This is a genomic window from Sphingomonas phyllosphaerae (assembly GCF_029623345.1).
Lineage (GTDB): Bacteria > Pseudomonadota > Alphaproteobacteria > Sphingomonadales > Sphingomonadaceae > Sphingomonas > Sphingomonas phyllosphaerae_C.
Genome location: NZ_JAPYKH010000006.1, coordinates 82,992 through 99,656, shown reverse-complemented (window position 1 = coordinate 99,656; position 16,665 = coordinate 82,992). Strand labels below are relative to the sequence as shown.

The window sequence follows — 16,665 nt, the reverse complement described above, 5'->3', positions numbered from 1 at the left end:
TCTCGCTCCTCACCGTCATTCCCGCGCACGCGGGGATCCAGACACGCTGACGCTCATGATAGAGCCGCCGCGTCAGCGTCCATGGATCCCCGGCTGCGCGGGGATGACGGGGAGGCGCCGATCCGGCGCGCCTAGGCCGCCACCTTCACCAGATCTTCACCCGATCCTTCGGCGCGAGGTACAGCTTGTCGCCCGGCTTGACCCCGAAGGCGTCGTACCAGGCGTCGACGTTCCGCACGATGCCGTTGACGCGGTAGAAGGCCGGCGAGTGCGGGTCGGTCAGCAGCCGCGCGCGCAGCGCGCCCTCGCGGATCTTGCTCCGCCACGCCTGGGCATAGGCGAGGAAGAAGCGCTGGTCGCCGGTCAGCCCGTCGATCACCGGCGCCTTGCCGTGCTCGGCCTGGTAGCGCTGGTAGGCCGAATAGGCTGCCTCGATCCCGCCGAGGTCGCCGATATTCTCGCCCAAGGTCAGCGCGCCCTTCACCTTCACGCCCGGGATCGGCTCATATTGGTCGTACTGGCCGACCAGCAGGCCGGTGCGCTTGGTGAAGGCCTCGCGGGTGGCGGGCGTCCACCAATTTTCGAACTTGCCCGAGGCGGAGAACTGGCTGCCTTGGTCGTCGAAGCCGTGGCCCATCTCGTGCCCGATCACCGCCCCGATCGCGCCGTAGTTCACCGCCACGTCAGCCTTGGGATCGAAGAAGGGGGGCTGCAGGATCGCGGCGGGGAAGGTGATCTGGTTCGCGAGCGGATCGTAATAAGCGTTCACGGTCTGCGGGGTCATGCCCCACAGGCTGCGATCGACCGGCTTGGGGAAGCGGCTGAGCTCGAGTTGATGGTCGAACTCGGCGGCGCGCAGGTTGTTGCCGAGCGGATCGCCGCGCACGACCTTGAGCGCGCCATAATCGATGTACGTCACAGGGTGGCCGGTGCGCGGCTCGAACGCGGCCAGCTTGGCCAGCGCGGCCTGCTTGGTCGCGGCGTCCATCCAGTTGTTGCCGTCGATCCGCTCGCGATAGGCGCCGCGCAGGTTCTTGATCAGCTCGGCCATCTTGGCCTCGCTCTCGGGCGGGTAGAAGCGCGCGACATAGACTTTGCCGACCGCCTCGCCCATCGCGCCGTTGACCAGCGCCACGCCGCGCTTCCACCGCGCGCGCTGCTCGGGCTGGTCGCTCAGCGTCTTGCCGTAGAAGGCGAAGCTCGCGTCGTCGAATGCCTTGGGCAGCACCGCCGCCTGGCTCGAGGCGAAGCGGAACTTGATCCAGTCCTGCCAGGTGCTCACCGGCGTCGCGGCGAAGATCTTGCCGAGCGCGGTCAGCGCGGTGTCGTCGCTGACGATCAGCACCGGCTGGTTGCCGTAGCCCGCGGTCGTCTCCATCGCGGCGAAGTCGAACTCGGGCGCGAGCGCGCGGCGCTGCGCCACCGTCATCGGCTTGAGCATCTTGGCGAGGTCGCGCTGCTCGACCGGCGACCATTGCACCTTGGCCATCGCGGTCTCCAGCGCGATGATCCGGTCGGCGCGCGCCGCCGCGTCGCCGATCCCGGCGAGCGTCAGCACCTGCTCGACATAGCGGCGGTAGGCGGCGCGATAGGCGTCGTACTTGGCGCCGGGCAGCAGGTAATAGTCGCGCCCGCCCATGCCGAGCGAGCCCTGCCCCCAATTGGCGACGTAGCGCGTCGGATCGGACGGGTCTGGCAGCTGGCTGATCTCGACCGGCGAGGCATAGCCGACCGTGGCGAACAGGCGCTGGAGCTGGCCGCGGTCGCGCGCCGCGTCGATCGTGGCAAAGTAGGGCTTGAGCGGCGCGGTGCCGGCGCGCTCGATCGCGGCCTGGTCCATGAAGCTGGCGTAGAGCGCGCCGATCTGCGGCGCCGCCGGGCCGATCGCGGCGGGGTCGCTGGTCGCCTCCTCGAGGATGCGGCGGACCTGGAGCTCGGCCTCGTCGCTCAGCACCACCGCGGGGCCGGCGGACTGGCGGTCGGCCGCGATCGGCGTCGTCTTGTCCCACTGGCCGTTGGCGTAGGTCCAGAAATCGTCGCCGGGCTTTACCGCGGAGTCGCGCGCCGTCAGGTCGACGCCGAATGCGCCGTAGCGCGGGCCGGTCGCCGCGGCCGTGTTGGTCGGCGCGGGCGCGGTGGCCGGTCGGGTCTGGGCCGCCACCGGCGTCACGGCGAGGGAGCTTACGAGCGAGAGTCCCAGCAGGATCTTCGAAGTCATCGGGGCAGGCGTCCTCATCGAGTCACTGTGCCACTCGATTAAGGCACCGCGACGACGGGCGCAATCACACGCCGCCGCCCGGGGTTCAGCCGCCACGACTTCTTCGATCTGACGCTGAACCCTGCCCGCCTCGGCTCGTTCGGCCTTGGTGGCGCTCGCGACCGACCTTCCCCGCCCCGTCGTCTGGCGCCCGCGTCGGCTGCTGATCACGCGCGCCGCGCGCGGCTTCGCCCACGGCCGCGCGATCGCCGCGCGCGCGGGCGCCGCGGGCATCGACGTGATCGAGCTGCCCGGCGACCGGCTCACGCTCGACCTGCCGGACGATCCGCGCCGCGCCTATGCCGCGGCGAAGGCGACGCTGGCGGTCACGGTCGCGCCGCCGTCGAAGCGGCGGCTCCAGCCGATCGCGCCCAGCGCCGACTGGCGCGTCGACCTCGCCGAGGGCTGCCCGGCGCATTGCAGCTATTGCTATCTCGCCGGCTCGCTGCAGGGGCCGCCGGTCACGCGCGTCTACGCCAATCTCGAGGAGATCTTGGCGGTGCTGCCCGATCATCTCGGACGCGGCACCGTCACCTCGCGCCAGCGCGCCCGCGCCGGGGAGGGCACCACCTTCGAGGCGTCCTGCTACACCGACCCGCTCGCGCTGGAGCCGCTGACCGGATCGCTCTCCGCCGCGATCGCCTGGTTCGGACGGTGGCAGGCCGAGGCGCAACTGCGCTTCACCACCAAGTTCGCCGATGTCGCACCGCTGCTCGCGCTCGACCACAATGGTCGCACGCGGATGCGCGCCTCGATCAACCCGCCCGCCTTCGCGCGCTTCGAGGGCGGCACGGCGCCGGTCGCGGCGCGGCTGCGCGCGCTGCGGCGGATGGCGGACGCCGGCTATCCTGTGGGGCTGACGATCGCGCCGATCATCGCGGCGCCGGGCTGGGAGAGCGCCTATGACGCGCTGATCGAAGATGCCGCCGCCGCGCTGGCGGGCGCGCCCGACCTCGACCTCACCGTCGAGCTGATCACGCACCGCTACACCGCCACCTCGCAAGCGGTGCTGACGAGCTGGTATCCCGGCTCCTCCCTCGACATGACGGGCCGGGATCGCACCACCAAGCGGACCAAGTTCGGCGGCGAGAAGCAGGTGTACGACGCCGCGACGATGCGCGCCTTGCGCAGCTTCTTCGAGGCGCGGCTGGCGAAGGCGCTGCCCGCGGCGCGGCTGCTCTACTGGACATGACGATCTGGTTCACCGCCGACACGCACTTCGGCGATCACCGCACGATCAACATCTGGAGACGCCCCTTCGCCGACGTGGCGGCGATGGACGCGCTGCTGGTCGAGCGCTGGAACGCGACGGTCGGGCGCGAGGACATCGTGTGGCACCTCGGCGATGTCGCGCGCCGCGCCGACGCGGTGGCGCCGCTGCTGGCCCGGCTGAACGGGACCAAGCACCTGCTGCGCGGCAACAATGATCCAGCAGAGACGCTCGCCGCACCGGGTTGGGCGAGCGTCGGCGACTATGCCGAACTCGAGCTCGACGGACGCAAGCTGGTCCTCGGCCACTATCCGTTTCGTAGCTGGAACGGGCAGCACCGCGGCGCGATCAACCTGCACGGCCACAGCCACGGTCGGCTCGCACCGATGAAGCGGCAGCATGACGTGGGCGTCGACGTGCACGGTTTCGCGCCCGTCGCGCTGGATCAGCTGCTCGCCGCCGCGCCGCGCCGCGCGGTCGAGCGGGGGTGACGCGGGTGACGCCGCCCCCGCCGTCGGCTCAGAAGTCGAGCCGCGCCGTCGCCGACACCGTCCGCCCGTTGAGCACGCGCGCGCGCAGGATTCCGCTCGACGGGATCGCCGCGTCGTCGAACCCACTGATCGCCGCGACGTCGAACAGGTTGCTCGCGTTCAGCCCGAGCGATAGCCGCTCCGCCGCGCGGACCTGCACGAACGCGTTGGTGGTGACATAGCCCGGCATGCGCAGCAGGTTGTTGTCCTGCGCGTAACTGCCCGTGGTGCCGATGAACACCGCGCCCAGGCTGAACCGCTTGGTGACGAGCTGCGGCGTCGCCTGGAAGGTCAGCTTGGCCTGGTGGCGCGGAACGTTGCCCTCGACGCGCGGGTTGACCGCGTCGCGCGTGATGGCCGCGTGGGTCAACGTCGCGCCGCCGTTGAGCGCGAAGATGCCGTGCCGCACGCCGCCCTCGATCTCGATGCCGTGCGCCTGATAGTCACGCTCGATCGGGTCGGTCGTGACCTGATCGACGTTGCTGTCCTGCGCCTGTGCCCAGAAGCCGGTGACGTTGAAGGACAGCCCGTCCTGCCGGAACTTGGCGCCCAGTTCGGCCTGCCGCACCGGGTCGTAGGCGGCACGCGGCAGCGCCAGCGCACCGGTCGTGGTGTCGACGATCGAGCTGAACAGCAGGCGATCCGCGTTGGCGCGTGCGCCGCGGCTGTAGCGCGCGAACAGCGCGAAGGGCTCGGCGACGCGCCAGTTGATCCCGGTCGAGTAGGACAGATAATGGTAGCGATAGTCGAGCGGCGCTGGCGCACCGAGCGGGGTGATGCCGACCTTGGTCTCGGGCGCGGAGAGGCGGCCGTCACCGTCGATGTCGCGCGTCACGGTGCCAACGCGGTCGCCGCCGAGATCCGACCCATACAGGCGACCGCTGGCGCGGCCTGTGTCGTAGCGCAGACTCGCACCGAGCGCGACCGCGCCGACGTGGTAATTGGCCGAGGCGAAGGGCGCGTTGACCGCGTAATCGAGGTCCAGGCTGCGCCGCCGCTTCCCGGGCAGCAACATGAACTGATAGGCGAGCACGCCCTTGTCGGTCAGCCGCGCGCCGGTGACGGTGCTGAGGTCGACCAGCGCCGATTTGCCGTCTCCACGCACGTCGGAGAGCATCGTGCTCCACAAGGTGTCGCGATCGATCGCTTGGCGCGCCGCGTAGAAGCCGCCGGTGAGCGTCAGTTCGCCCTCGCCGACGTTCCACACCCGGCTGGCACGCGTGTCGCTGGTGACATTGCCATAATCGCGGATGCGCAGGTCGAGAATGCTGAGCAGGCCGACGAGTCCGTTGCCGTTCAGGCTGGCCGGATCGGCGATCACCTGCCCAGCGAGCGCACCGTTGGCATAGGACAGCTGCCCGCCGAGGCCGGCGAGGCTTGCAGCGCGCGCGGCCGGCAGGAACATGGTCGCGAAGGGACTCACCAGCGCGCCCGAGACGCTGCTGATGCGGAACCGCTCGCTCACTGTCCAGTCTGCCACGTCGATCTGCGCCTCGATCCCGCCGCTCAGCGAGCGCGTGCGCTGCCCGTCGCCGATGTCGTGCCGCATTGGCTGATTGGCACCGTCAAGCACGAGAACGTCGCGGATCGAGCGCGATAGCAGCACCCCTGAGCCGATGTCGAAGGCCGCTACTGGGCGCGGCGCCGGGTGCCGCTCGGACCCGGTCGCGCGCATCGGCACGACGTCGTAAAAGGGCGTGCGATCGTCGAGATACTTGCCGTACAGCCGCACAAAGCCGCCATCGAACGTCTTGGTGAGGTTGAGCTTCACCTGCCCGCCGCGCTGCGCGTCATAGCCGGCCGTGCGCGGCCCCTCGCCGCGGCGGTAATAGCCCCCGATATGGTAGCGCCACGTGTCGCCGAGCTGGCCGCCCTGGTCGGCGTCGATGCGATACTGGCCGTAATCGAGCCCGGCGGTCAGCGCGACCGCGCCGCCCTCGCTCTCCCCGGTCTTGGAGATGAAGTTGATCAGCCCGCCGGGCGAGTTGGACGCGAAGGTCGAGGCCGAGCCGCCGCGGATCACTTCCACCTGCGCGAGATTGAGGTCGGCGCGCACCAGCCCGTCGGCGCCGAGCCCCTGCATGTCGCCGAACTCGAGCACGGGCAGTCCGTCCTCCTGGAGCTGGACGAACTTGATCCCCGACGAGGCCAGCGGCAGGCCGCGCACGCTGAGGCTCACCAAACCCTCGCCGGTGGCAGACTCGGAGCGGACGCCGGGGATGTCGCGCAGCAGGTCGGCGATCGAGCGCGGCGCCAGCTTCTCGATGTCGGCGGCCCTGAGGCTGCTGGTCGAGGTGGCGCTGTCGAGCCGGTCGCGCCCCTTGGCCACGCCGGTGGTGACCGTGTCCGGCGCCGACGCGCTCAGCGGTTCGCTGGCATCGGCTCCGGGCGCGACGGGTGCGGTCGACGACATCGCTGCCGCCAGGAATATCGAGATCAATGTTTTACCCCCCAAGGACGACGCTAGCCGTCGGGCGGGGCGGATAGAGATGGCCGTAGACACATCTCAATCATGCAGGTGACGCATTACGGCGATGGCGAAGCAGCGGCACGACGGCTCCTGATGCGCCGTCCGTCGAATTTCCTCACGCTATTTCGCTTGGTTTCGCGACGTCTGCCGCGCTGTACGATGGCCGCTCCGGCGCCACACTCTCACCACGACGGGTCAGACGCTCGTCGCCTCACGCCACCTCGCAACCTGCGGGGACGCACCTTATCTACGTGTCAACGGAGGTTGCATGACGGACTATCGCAAGACCGACGAGGCGATCGCGCGGCTCACGCCCGAGCAGTATCGCGTCACCCAGCAGAGCGGCACGGAGCGGCCCGGCACCGGCGAACTGCTCTACAACAAGGAGCCGGGCATCTACGTCGACGTGGTCTCGGGTGAGCCGCTGTTCGCCAGTGCGGACAAATATGAGTCGGGCTGCGGCTGGCCCAGCTTCACCAAGCCGCTCGAGCCCGCCAACGTCGCCGAGCTGGTCGACCGTTCGCACTTCATGACCCGGACCGAGGTGCGGTCGGCGAACGGCGACAGCCACCTCGGCCATGTCTTCGACGACGGCCCGCGCGATCGGGGCGGTTTGCGCTATTGCATCAACTCGGCCTCGCTCCGCTTTGTCCACCGCGACGACATGGAAGCGGAAGGCTATGGCGCCTATCTGCCCCAGGTCGAGGACGTACGCTGACGCTCGCCCGGCGTGCTTACCATAATACGCCGTTGTCGGGCGTCATCGGCTCGGGCGCTTCCTCGCCGATCGACTGAAGCAGGTCGATCTCGATCGTTCGGCACATCGCCGACAGCGGCAGGTCGTGGACGGTGTTGGCGAAGGGATCGACCAGATCGTCGCCGATCGCCAGCACCGCCAGGAACATCAGCCCCGCCACGGTCGAGCCCAATGGCGTGGCGAAGCCCAGCGTCTCGACCAGCCCGATCGGCAGCAGGATGCAGAACAGATGGGTGAACACCATCGGGAAGAAGCGATATTGATTGGGTAGCGGCGTGTTCTTGAGCCGCTCCATCCCGCCCTGCGCGTTGGCGATGTCGATCAGCACGCCCTCGATCGAGGCCTGCTGGATCGTGTCGATCCAGCCGTTCTCGCGCGACAGATTGACGCGGCGGCCGGTGCCGTCGACGATGCCGTTGGCGATATTGGTGCGCGACAGTGCAAAGTCGGCCTCGCCTTTGGAGAGGAAGCGCAGCACCTCGTCATCGGCTTTTTGCTTGCGCAATTGACAGCGCAACGCGTTCACATAGGCGATCTGGCGCAGCACAATCGTCCGCTTCATGTCGCGCGCCTCTGGGTCGGGCAGGTAGTTGCGCGCCTGACGAGCGAGATTGCGGCTGGCGTTGATCATCAGCCCCCACAGTGATCGCCCCTCCCACCAGCGCTGATAGGCCGAGTTGCTGCGGAAGCCGAGGAAGAGCGCCAGCGCGGAGCCGAACAGCGTCAGCGGCAGCTCGGGTGCCTTGAACGGCAGGACATAATAGGTGACCGTCACGATCACGTCCCAGATGAACAGCAGCGTCAGCGGCTTCCAGACTTCGCGCACGATCTGAGTGAGGCGGGGAACGGCAGTGACGATCATGCCGCGCTAACGCGCATTGGGAGCGGCCGTTGCACGTACGAAACCAATTGTTACAGAGCACGCCAGGGCGGGCAGAGCTGCCCGTGCGCCGCGTGCGGTCGACCCGCATCGTGCTCCGGCAAACGCCGGAGCTCAGGGTCGCGAGCGAAAACGGTGCTGGCTCTGGGCTCCTGCGCTCGCAGGAGCACGCCCCTCACCCCACCAAAGCGCGATCGCGCAGGCCGCGCCAGACACGCAGCGCCTGCACCGTCTCTGCGACGTCGTGGACGCGCAGCAGCTGCACGCCCGCCTCGGCGCCCTTGAGCGCGAGCGCGACCGAGCCGCCGAGCCGCTGTTCCACCGGCGCCTCGTTGCTGAGCGCGCCGATGAGCCGCTTGCGGCTCGCGCCGAGCATCACCGCGCAGCCGAGGCCGTGGAACATCGCCAGGCCGTTCAATAGCGCGAGATTGTCCGCGAGCGACTTGCCGAAGCCGATGCCGGGGTCGACGATCACGCGGGCACGATCGACCCCAGCGGCCACCACCGACCCAACCCGCGCCTCGAGCCACTCGAACACCTCACCGACCACGTCGTCGTAGCTCACCCGGCCGTGCCCGCCGGCCTTCGGATCGGGCGAGTGCATCAGGATCACGGGCGCGCCGCTGCGCACCACCACGTCGAGCGCGCGCTCGTCCCACAGCAGCGCCGAGACGTCGTTGACGATCCCCGCGCCGGCGGCGAGCGCCGCCTCCATGACCGGCGCCTTGCGCGTATCGACCGAGACCAAAGCGCCCGCGCGGGCAAGCCGCTCGACCACCGGCGTAACGCGGCGCGCCTCGTCCTCCTCCCAGACGAGCGCGGCGCCGGGGCGGGTCGACTCGCCGCCGACGTCGATCAGCGCGGCGCCCGCCCCCGCCATCGCCATGCCCGCCGCGGCCGCGGCGGCGGGGTCGTCCCGGTGCGCGCCGCCGTCGGAGAAACTGTCGGGGGTGACGTTGAGGATCGCAGCGACCTGCGGCTGGTCCAGCCGCAGCACGCGTTCGCCCAGCGCCAGCGGCGCGCGCGGCGAGGTGAAGCGCGCGTGGAGCAGCGCGGCGCGCTCGCCGAGCGCCGCCACCTCGCCGACGGGGACGACGCGGCGTGGACCCTGGCCGCTGATCTCATAGGCGGCGAACCATTGCAGCCCGCCGGCGAGCCGCGCCACGGTCCCCTCCGGGTAAGCGAAGGGTGCGTCGACGAAGTGGACGGGGCGGAGGCGCATCGAACGGACCTTCTGCTGAGCGAGTGCGGCCTGCTAGCGCGCTTCGGAGCAACGCCCAAGCGCGGCTATCCCGCTGATCCTCTCCTGAAAGGGAAGGTGGCGCGCGCAGCGCGACGACGGGGTGGCGTCGCTGTCGAGGTTACGTGGACTCACCCGCCGCAGCATTCCTCCGTCAGGTCTCCGGCCTGCCACCTCCCCTTGCCGGGGAGGATTGCCGATGCCGTGTCGGATCTCGAACGACTTACGGTTGCGTCGCCAGCAGATAGGTCTGGCGCACGCGGTCGATCGGCTCGAGCGCGCCGTCCACCTCGCGGTGCCAGAAGGTCCAGCCGTTGCACGCGGGCGCCTGCTGTACCGTGGCGCCTACCTTGTGGATCGAGCCGCTGGCGCCGCACGCGCTCGCCAGCGAGCCGTCGGCGCGCACCGTCGCGCTGTGCCGCCGCTTGGCGTCGACCAGCATGGTGCCGGGGGTGAGATAGCCGTTCTCGACCAGCACGCCGAACGCCACCTTGGGTGCGCCGCGCGGGCTCTGCATCGTCGCCAGCGCCGATTCGTCGAGCGGCAGCGCGGCGGCGATCCGCTCGGCCGCGGCGTCGATATAGGCCAGTTCGCGCTCGATCCCGATCCAGCGGCGCCCCAGCCGCTTCGCCACCGCGCCGGTGGTGCCGGTGCCGAAGAACGGATCGAGCACGATGTCGCCCGGCTTGGTGCAGGCGAGCAGGATGCGATAGATCAGCGCCTCGGGTTTCTGCGTCGGATGGACCTTCACCCCGCCCTTCTTGAGCCGCTCCTGCCCGCCGCAGATCGGGAACTCCCAGTCGGAGCGCATCTGCAGCTCGTCGTTGAGCGTCTTCATGCTGCGATAGTTGAAGGTGTATTTGGCCTTCTCGCCCTTCGACGCCCAGATCAGCGTCTCGTGCGCGTTGGTGAAGCGCGTGCCGCGGAAATTGGGCATCGGGTTGGCCTTGCGCCACACGATGTCGTTGAGGATCCAATAGCCCAGGTCCTGCACTGCGGCGCCCACCCGGAAGATGTTGTGGTAGCTGCCGATCACCCAGATCGTGCCGTCGTCCTTGAGGATCCGGTGCGCCTCCGCCAGCCAGGCGCGCGTGAAGGCGTCATAGGCGGCGAAGGTGTCGAACTTGTCCCAGTCGTCGGTCACTGCGTCGACGTGGCTGCCGTCGGGCCGGAACAGCTCGCCGCCGAGCTGGAGGTTGTAGGGCGGATCGGCGAAGACCATGTCGACCGACTTCGCCGGCAGGGCGCGCATCGCGGCGATGCAGTCGCCCATCACGATCTGGTCGAGCGGGAGCGGTGAGTCCGCCGGCTCCGCCGCGCGTCGCGATCGCGCGACCTTGTCCATCACCCCCATCGATCAGCTCCCCTTTGCCCGCGCAAGAGGCCGCCGAAACGCCTCTCCGTCAAGCCGGCTTTTACCACGCGACTCGCGGACCAAAGCCGAGTCGCAAGCGGAACAAGATGAGTCCACGTCCATATGTTGAGCCGTCCGGGGCGGCGTTGACTCGATATATGGTGGTGTGACGGAAAAGACTCAGAACGGCAGAACCGCCTGCGCCACCGGAGCGAAGCTGCGGCGATGGAGCGGCGACGGGCCGTGCTCGCGCAGCGCGCGCAGGTGTGCGGGGCAACCGTAGCCCTTGTTCGAGTGCCAGCCGTAGTGCGGGTGTGATTCGGCGGCCGCGATCATGATCTGGTCGCGCGTGTGCTTAGCGACGATCGAGGCGGCGGCGATCGAGCGGCTCTGCGCGTCGCCCCCGACGATTGCAGTGGCGGCATAACCCCAGCGCGGCAGCCGGTTGCCGTCGACCAGCACATGGCCGGGCACGTCGCCCAGCGCGCGTGCCAGCTCGTCGACCGCGAGCGTCATCGCCTTCATCGTCGCCCAGTAGATGTTGAGCGTATCGATCTCGGCGGGCTCGACGATGCCGACGCCGACGATCGCGCAGTCGCGCAGCCGCGCGCAGAGCCGCGCGCGCTCGCTTGCGGGCAGCTTCTTCGAATCGTCGATGCCGCGCGGCACGCCCCTGGCGGGCAGCACCACCGCTGCGGCGACGACCGGCCCGGCGAGCGGTCCGCGCCCGGCCTCGTCGACGCCGGCGACCGGCGGCAGGCAGCGCCTCTCGTGGAGCAGCCCCGGCATCAGAGCCGCCACGGCGGGAAGCGGCGGTTTTCGCCGGCCTGGTACAGACACAGCGCGTTGCCCGAGGGATCGCGCAGCCGCGCCTCGCGCCAGCCCCACGGCCGGTCGCGCGCTTCTTCGACCGCGACCCCGGCGGCGCGCGCCTGCACCACCGCCGCGTCGACGTCGGCGACTTCGAGGAAGACCAGCGGCGCGCCGCCGATCTCCTGCGCCGCCTCGATCGACAGCGTCGTACCCCCGGCGCTCTCGAAGCGCGCATAGCGCTCGCCGCTGGCGACGATCGGCGTCAGCCCCAGCCCGCGGTAGAAAGCGAGCGTCGCGGCATGGTCGGTCATCGGCAACGTCACCTGGTTGAGCGTCGGCGCCGCCGCGGCAACGTCGAGCCGGACGCGCGCGTGCCCCATCGGCCCATGCCCCCCGCCCAGCCCCGGCGCCTCACGCAGCGCAACCCGGACGAAGACCCGTGCGCGCTCGATCGCCTGCGGCAGCGCGAGACCGCGGGCGAGCCCTTCGGCGATGGCGCTCGCCAGCGTGCAGCCGGTGCCGTGGGTGTGGCGCGTGTCGATCCGCGGCGCCTCCCAGCGCAGGATCTCGCCCCCCGGACCGATCAGCCGGTCGACCACCAGCGCGCCCTCGGCATGGCCGCCCTTGACCAGCAGCGGCGTGCCGATGGCGGCGGCATAGTCGCGCGCCGCCGTCGCCACGTCGTCCGGCGCGAGCGAGCCGCGCCCGCACAGCGCCGCCAGCTCGGGCAGGTTCGGGGTGACCAGCGCGCTCAGCCGCGCCAGCCGCTCGAACGCCGCGATCGTGGCGGCATCGGCCAGCACCGCGCCGCTGCTCGCCACCATCACCGGGTCGAGCACGATCGCGCTGCCGTAGCGCCCGTCCGCCAGCTCGTCGGCGACCGCGGCGGCGATGTCGGCGCCGCCGAGCATCCCGATCTTGACCGAGTCGACGCCGAGATCCGCGACCACGCTCGCCATCTGCTGCCGCACCAGCTCGGGCGACAGCGCCGCGACCGCCTGGACGCCGAGCGTGTTCTGCGCAGTGATCGCGGTGATCGCGGTCATGGCATGGCCGCCCAGCATCGTGACGGTCTTGATGTCGGCCTGGATCCCGGCGCCGCCGCCCGAGTCCGAGCCGGCGACGATCAGCACGCGCGGCGTCATCCGCGGTGGCGCCGCTCGGTCGCGGCGGGGTGTTTCTTCAGCGTCGCACCGACCCGCGCGGGGCGGTCGAGCAGCTCGCCGCCACAGCCCGGGCAGCGCTCATCGAGGTCGTCGGCGCAGTCGGCGCAATAGGTACATTCGAGCGAGCAAATGAAGGCGCCGCCCGCGTCGGCGGGCAGATCGACGCCGCAGCGCTCGCAATCGGGACGCATCTCCAGCATGCGCGCGCCATAGCGCCGCGCACGCGCGAGGTCACGCGGGATCAGGGTGGAATGGTGCACGACGCCTACTTGTCGGCGCCGCCGCCGGTCGAGCGCGACGCCTCCCTTCTTCCACCCCGGCGTACGCCGGGGTGGAAAGAAATGGATGGACGCGTGCTGACAAGCACATGCCCCCCCTCACGCCGCGGCGCGCACCGCGTCGCAGATGCGGTCGACCACGCGCTCGACCTGCTGCGGGTCGTCGCCCTCGGCCATCACGCGGATCACCGGCTCGGTGCCGGACGGACGAATGACCAATCGGCCGGTGCCCGCCAGCTCGGCCTCGGCCTCGGCGATCACCGCCTTCACTCCTTCCTGCTCGAGCGGCTTGCCGCCGGCGAAGCGCACGTTCTTGAGGAGCTGGGGCAGCGGCTCGAAGCGGTGCAGCACCTCGCTCGCCGGCGCGCCCGCGCGGCACAATTCGGCCAGCACCTGGAGCGCGGCCACCAGCCCGTCGCCGGTCGTGGCATAGTCGGACAGGATGATGTGCCCCGACTGCTCGCCGCCGACATTGTAGCCGCGCCGCCGCATCGCCTCGAGCACGTAGCGGTCGCCCACCTTGGTGCGGATCAGCCCCAACCCCTGCGCCGACAGATGCCGCTCCAGGCCGAGGTTGGACATCACCGTCGCGACCAGCCCGCCCCCGGCGAGCCGGCCGGCGCGTGCCCAGCCCGCCGCGATCGTCGCCATCAGCTGGTCGCCGTCGATCACGCGGCCGCGCTCGTCGACCACGATCAGCCGGTCGGCGTCGCCGTCGAGCGCGATGCCGATCGCCGCGCCATGCTCCACCACCGCCGCCGACAGCGCCTCCGGATGGGTCGAACCGATCCGGTCGTTGATGTTGAGCCCGTTGGGGCTGACCCCGATCTGGACGAGGTCGGCGCCGAGCTCCCACAACGCCTCGGGCGCGACCTGATAGGCCGCGCCATTGGCGCAATCGACCACCACCTTGAGCCCGTCGAGTCGGAGGTCGTTCGGGAAGGTCGATTTGGCGAAGTGGATGTAGCGCCCGCGCGCGTCGTCGATCCGCTTGGCGCGGCCGATCTCATGAGCAGAGGCAAGCGCGACGTCACCGTCAATCGCCGCCTCGATCGCCTCCTCGTCCTCGTCAGAGAGCTTGTATCCGTCCGGCCCGAACAACTTGATGCCATTGTCGGCGAAGGGATTGTGGCTGGCCGAGATCATCACGCCCATGTCGGCGCGCATCGACTTGGTCAGCATCGCCACCGCCGGCGTCGGCATCGGGCCGACCAGCGTGACGTCCATGCCGACGCTGGTGAAGCCCGCCTGAAGCGCGCTCTCGAGCATATAGCCCGACAGCCGCGTGTCCTTGCCGATCACCACGCGGTGGCGGTGCGCGCCGCGCAGGAAGTGGCGGCCGGCGGCCATCCCCACCTTCATCGCCATCTCTGCGGTCATCGCACCGGTGTTGGTGAGCCCGCGGATGCCGTCGGTGCCGAAATATTTCCTTGCCATCGCCTCTTACCTTCGCTCCGCTGACGGGCTCCCATAAACGATGACGAACGAAGGGCGAAGAGCGCGCTGATGTCGCAGGCCACCCGTATCCTCCTTGCCCTGATCGCCGGCCTTGCCGCCGGTATCGCGCTGGCGCGCGGCGCGCCCGGCGCCGTGCCGAACGTGGTGGCGGTGGCCGAGCCGCTCGGCACCGCCTGGCTGCACGCGTTGCAGATGACGATCGTGCCGCTGGTGGTCTCGCTGCTGGTGACCGGCGTCGCCGCGACCGCGGAGGCGGCGCGGGCCGGTCGGTTGGCGGCGCGCGCGATCGCGCTTTACGTCGCGCTGCTCGCCACCTCGGCGACGATCGCGGCGCTGCTGACGCCGCTGCTGCTCGCGCTGGTGCCGCTGCCCGCCGCCTCGGCCGCGGCGCTGCGCGGCGCCTTGTCCGGCGCAAGCGCGGTGCCCGCGGTGCCGCCGCTGGGCGAGTTCTTCGCCGGCATCGTGCCCAAGAACGTGATCCAGGCGGCGGCGAGCGACGCTTTCCTGTCGCTGATCATCTTCACGCTCGTGTTCGCGTTCGCCATCGCGCGGATCGAGCGCGACCAGCGCGACCTGCTGGTGCGCCTGTTCACTGCGCTGCGCGACGCGATGCTGGTGGTGATCGACTGGGTGTTGTGGGTCGCGCCGCTGGGCGTGCTGGCGCTAGCGCTGGTGGTGGGCGCGCGCGCGGGCACCGGGGCGTTCGGCGCGCTGATCCACTATATCCTGATCGTGAGCGCCTCGGGGATCGCGGTGATGCTGCTGGCCTATCCGATCGCGCGGCTCGGCGCGCGCCTTCCGCTCGGCGCCTTCGCGCGCGCGACCTTGCCGGCGCAGGCAGTGGCGATCAGCACGCAGAGTTCGCTCGCCTCGATGCCGGCGATGATCGAGGGCGCCCGCGACCTCGGCGTCGAGGTGCGGGTCGCCGGCGTGACGCTGCCGCTGGCGGTGGCGATCTTCCGAGCGACCGGGCCGGCGATGAACCTCGCGGTGGCGATCTACGTGGCGACTTGGTTCGGCGTCACGCTGTCGCCGGCGACGCTCGCGATCGGGGTGGTGGTAGCGACGCTGACTTCGCTTGGCTCGGTCAGCCTGCCCGGCACGGTGAGCTATGTCAGCGCGATCGCGCCGATCGCGGGCACGATCGGGGCGCCCATCGCGCCGCTGGGGCTGCTGGTGGCAGTGGAGACGATCCCCGATATCGTCCGCACGGTCGGCAACGTGACAATGGACATCGCCACGACGGCACTATTGGGCCGCCGCGGCGGCGCGGACGACCGGTCAAACCCGCCCGAGCCGGAAACTTGACGAGGGCCAGCCGACACCTTTATTGACACGCTTGTCAGTAAGGATTCTTCCCGTGACCCGCATGCCCCCCTATCCCGGCACCAGCGGACGGCGCGACTGGCGCGGGGCGCTCGACGCGGTGCGGCGACTGATGCGCGACCCCGACGACACGCGGCAGGTCTTCCGCATCATGCGCGCGCTCAACACCGGCAACGCCCCCGCCAATTACGCGCGCCTGATCGCTTCCACGGCGGGCGGCCGAATCGCCTATGAGCGCGCCGAGCTCGCCGCGCTGCTCGCCGACGCCGGGGCGGTAGCGCGCCACGCGCCGGGCACGGTCGGCGCCGCCTATCGCGACTTCCTCGCCACCACCGGCTATACCGCCGACGGGCTCGTCGCGGTCAGCGAGGCGGACCATGCCGACGCCTGGGGCGCCGAACATCCTTATGGCTGGATGGGCCGTCGCATCCGCGACCTGCATGATCTCTGGCACGTGCTCACCGGCTACCAGGCCGATGACCCGCTGGGGGAGGCGGCGCTGGTGGCGTTCAGCTTCGCCCAGGTCGGCGGGCTCGGCTGGGCGCTGATCGCGCTCGCGGCCGCGATCAAGAGCCTCGCCGTGACGCGCAGCATGCTGTTCGCGCGCGCGGTGTGGGAAGGCTATCGCCACGGCCGCGCGGCGGCTTGGCTCGTGGCGGAGGATCCGAGAACGCTGCTCGACGAGCCACTGGCCGCAGTCCGCGCGCGTCTGGGCATCCGCGAACCGCACGCTTACCGCCGCGCGCGCCGCGAGCTGGGCGCCGCGATCGATTCGTTCGGCGGCGCGCGTGGGATCGCGGCGTGAGCGGGGCAGTCGCTCGCGCAGGCTCTCGCACGACCTGAACCGCACTGTTCTCCGGCGAACGCCGGGGTTCAGGGCGGCGGGTCAACCGTTTGTGGCTCTAGGCTCCTGCGTTCGCAGGCGC

General features: G+C 70.4%; 14 protein-coding genes. 5 read left to right on the top strand and 9 right to left on the bottom strand.

Features of this window, described 5'->3' with window-relative positions; all coding sequences use genetic code 11:
- Positions 1 to 145: 145 nt before the first annotated feature.
- Positions 146 to 2,218, bottom strand: coding sequence for a M13 family metallopeptidase (locus QBJ89_RS07985; protein ID WP_277979997.1), 2,073 nt, complete (start codon positions 2,216 to 2,218; stop codon positions 146 to 148).
- A 148-nt stretch (positions 2,219 to 2,366) separates the two neighbouring features.
- On the opposite strand from QBJ89_RS07985, the gene QBJ89_RS07980 reads away from it, so the two are divergent.
- Together QBJ89_RS07980 and QBJ89_RS07975 are read left to right on the top strand one after the other, a co-directional pair.
- Positions 2,367 to 3,449, top strand: a complete 1,083-nt coding sequence (locus tag QBJ89_RS07980) for an SPL family radical SAM protein (RefSeq protein ID WP_277979996.1) — start codon at positions 2,367 to 2,369, stop codon at positions 3,447 to 3,449.
- Positions 3,446 to 3,958 carry a metallophosphoesterase family protein gene (locus QBJ89_RS07975; protein ID WP_277979995.1) on the top strand — a complete coding sequence of 171 codons (513 nt, stop codon included), beginning with the start codon at positions 3,446 to 3,448 and terminating at the stop codon, positions 3,956 to 3,958. The genes QBJ89_RS07980 and QBJ89_RS07975 overlap by 4 nt, the downstream gene beginning before the upstream one ends.
- Positions 3,959 to 3,986: 28 nt before the next feature.
- On the opposite strand, the gene QBJ89_RS07970 is transcribed toward QBJ89_RS07975, so the two are convergent.
- The gene (locus tag QBJ89_RS07970; protein ID WP_277979994.1) at positions 3,987 to 6,410 is read right to left on the bottom strand and encodes a TonB-dependent receptor domain-containing protein; all 2,424 of its coding nucleotides are present in this window, start codon (positions 6,408 to 6,410) and stop codon (positions 3,987 to 3,989) included.
- A gap of 325 nt (positions 6,411 to 6,735) precedes the next feature.
- On the opposite strand from QBJ89_RS07970, the gene msrB reads away from it, so the two are divergent.
- Positions 6,736 to 7,185 (top strand): peptide-methionine (R)-S-oxide reductase MsrB, encoded by a 450-nt coding sequence (gene msrB / locus QBJ89_RS07965; RefSeq protein ID WP_277979993.1) that lies wholly within the window; start codon positions 6,736 to 6,738, stop codon positions 7,183 to 7,185.
- A gap of 16 nt (positions 7,186 to 7,201) precedes the next feature.
- Here the strand turns inward: msrB and QBJ89_RS07960 are convergent, their stop codons facing one another.
- The 7 genes from QBJ89_RS07960 to glmM form a co-directional block, all read right to left on the bottom strand.
- A complete protein-coding gene (locus tag QBJ89_RS07960; protein ID WP_277979992.1) occupies positions 7,202 to 8,086 on the bottom strand; it encodes a bestrophin family protein in 885 nt (294 codons plus the stop codon).
- A gap of 193 nt (positions 8,087 to 8,279) precedes the next feature.
- On the bottom strand, positions 8,280 to 9,326 hold the full coding sequence (gene folP / locus QBJ89_RS07955; RefSeq protein WP_277979991.1) for a dihydropteroate synthase: 1,047 nt from the start codon (positions 9,324 to 9,326) through the stop codon (positions 8,280 to 8,282).
- 241 nt (positions 9,327 to 9,567) lie between these two features.
- Positions 9,568 to 10,698: a site-specific DNA-methyltransferase gene (locus tag QBJ89_RS07950; RefSeq protein ID WP_277979990.1), complete on the bottom strand. Its 1,131-nt coding sequence runs from the start codon at positions 10,696 to 10,698 to the stop codon at positions 9,568 to 9,570.
- A gap of 180 nt (positions 10,699 to 10,878) precedes the next feature.
- Positions 10,879 to 11,487, bottom strand: coding sequence for a ribonuclease HII (locus QBJ89_RS07945; RefSeq protein ID WP_277979989.1), 609 nt, complete (start codon positions 11,485 to 11,487; stop codon positions 10,879 to 10,881).
- The gene (thiD, locus tag QBJ89_RS07940; protein WP_277979988.1) at positions 11,487 to 12,656 is read right to left on the bottom strand and encodes a bifunctional hydroxymethylpyrimidine kinase/phosphomethylpyrimidine kinase; all 1,170 of its coding nucleotides are present in this window, start codon (positions 12,654 to 12,656) and stop codon (positions 11,487 to 11,489) included. Before thiD ends, QBJ89_RS07945 begins: the two co-directional genes overlap by 1 nt.
- Positions 12,653 to 12,877: a DUF1272 domain-containing protein gene (locus QBJ89_RS07935; protein WP_277980113.1), complete on the bottom strand. Its 225-nt coding sequence runs from the start codon at positions 12,875 to 12,877 to the stop codon at positions 12,653 to 12,655. Before QBJ89_RS07935 ends, thiD begins: the two co-directional genes overlap by 4 nt.
- Before the next feature lie 177 nt (positions 12,878 to 13,054).
- Entirely contained in the window at positions 13,055 to 14,392 is a 1,338-nt protein-coding gene (gene glmM / locus QBJ89_RS07930) for a phosphoglucosamine mutase (protein ID WP_277979987.1), read from the bottom strand.
- Between the two features lie 69 nt (positions 14,393 to 14,461).
- Here glmM and QBJ89_RS07925 point away from each other — a divergent pair, with 69 nt between their 5' ends.
- Together QBJ89_RS07925 and QBJ89_RS07920 are read left to right on the top strand one after the other, a co-directional pair.
- Entirely contained in the window at positions 14,462 to 15,721 is a 1,260-nt protein-coding gene (locus QBJ89_RS07925; protein WP_277979986.1) for a dicarboxylate/amino acid:cation symporter, read from the top strand.
- A gap of 61 nt (positions 15,722 to 15,782) precedes the next feature.
- A complete protein-coding gene (locus QBJ89_RS07920; protein ID WP_347342824.1) occupies positions 15,783 to 16,544 on the top strand; it encodes a Coq4 family protein in 762 nt (253 codons plus the stop codon).
- Positions 16,545 to 16,665 lie beyond the last annotated feature (121 nt).

Excerpts from the sequence above, each read along its gene's own strand:
- QBJ89_RS07985 (WP_277979997.1), bottom strand. The coding sequence starts at position 2,218 with ATGACTTCGAAGATCCTGCTGGGACTCTCGCTCGTAAGCTCCCTCGCC.
- QBJ89_RS07975 (WP_277979995.1), top strand. The coding sequence starts at position 3,446 with ATGACGATCTGGTTCACCGCCGACACGCACTTCGGCGATCACCGCACG.
- QBJ89_RS07970 (WP_277979994.1), bottom strand. The coding sequence starts at position 6,410 with ATGTCGTCGACCGCACCCGTCGCGCCCGGAGCCGATGCCAGCGAACCG.
- msrB (WP_277979993.1), top strand. The coding sequence starts at position 6,736 with ATGACGGACTATCGCAAGACCGACGAGGCGATCGCGCGGCTCACGCCC.
- QBJ89_RS07960 (WP_277979992.1), bottom strand. The coding sequence starts at position 8,086 with ATGATCGTCACTGCCGTTCCCCGCCTCACTCAGATCGTGCGCGAAGTC.
- folP (WP_277979991.1), bottom strand. The coding sequence starts at position 9,326 with ATGCGCCTCCGCCCCGTCCACTTCGTCGACGCACCCTTCGCTTACCCG.
- QBJ89_RS07950 (WP_277979990.1), bottom strand. The coding sequence starts at position 10,698 with ATGGGGGTGATGGACAAGGTCGCGCGATCGCGACGCGCGGCGGAGCCG.
- QBJ89_RS07945 (WP_277979989.1), bottom strand. The coding sequence starts at position 11,487 with ATGCCGGGGCTGCTCCACGAGAGGCGCTGCCTGCCGCCGGTCGCCGGC.
- thiD (WP_277979988.1), bottom strand. The coding sequence starts at position 12,656 with ATGACGCCGCGCGTGCTGATCGTCGCCGGCTCGGACTCGGGCGGCGGC.
- QBJ89_RS07935 (WP_277980113.1), bottom strand. The coding sequence starts at position 12,877 with ATGCTGGAGATGCGTCCCGATTGCGAGCGCTGCGGCGTCGATCTGCCC.
- glmM (WP_277979987.1), bottom strand. The coding sequence starts at position 14,392 with ATGGCAAGGAAATATTTCGGCACCGACGGCATCCGCGGGCTCACCAAC.
- QBJ89_RS07925 (WP_277979986.1), top strand. The coding sequence starts at position 14,462 with ATGTCGCAGGCCACCCGTATCCTCCTTGCCCTGATCGCCGGCCTTGCC.
- QBJ89_RS07920 (WP_347342824.1), top strand. The coding sequence starts at position 15,783 with ATGCCCCCCTATCCCGGCACCAGCGGACGGCGCGACTGGCGCGGGGCG.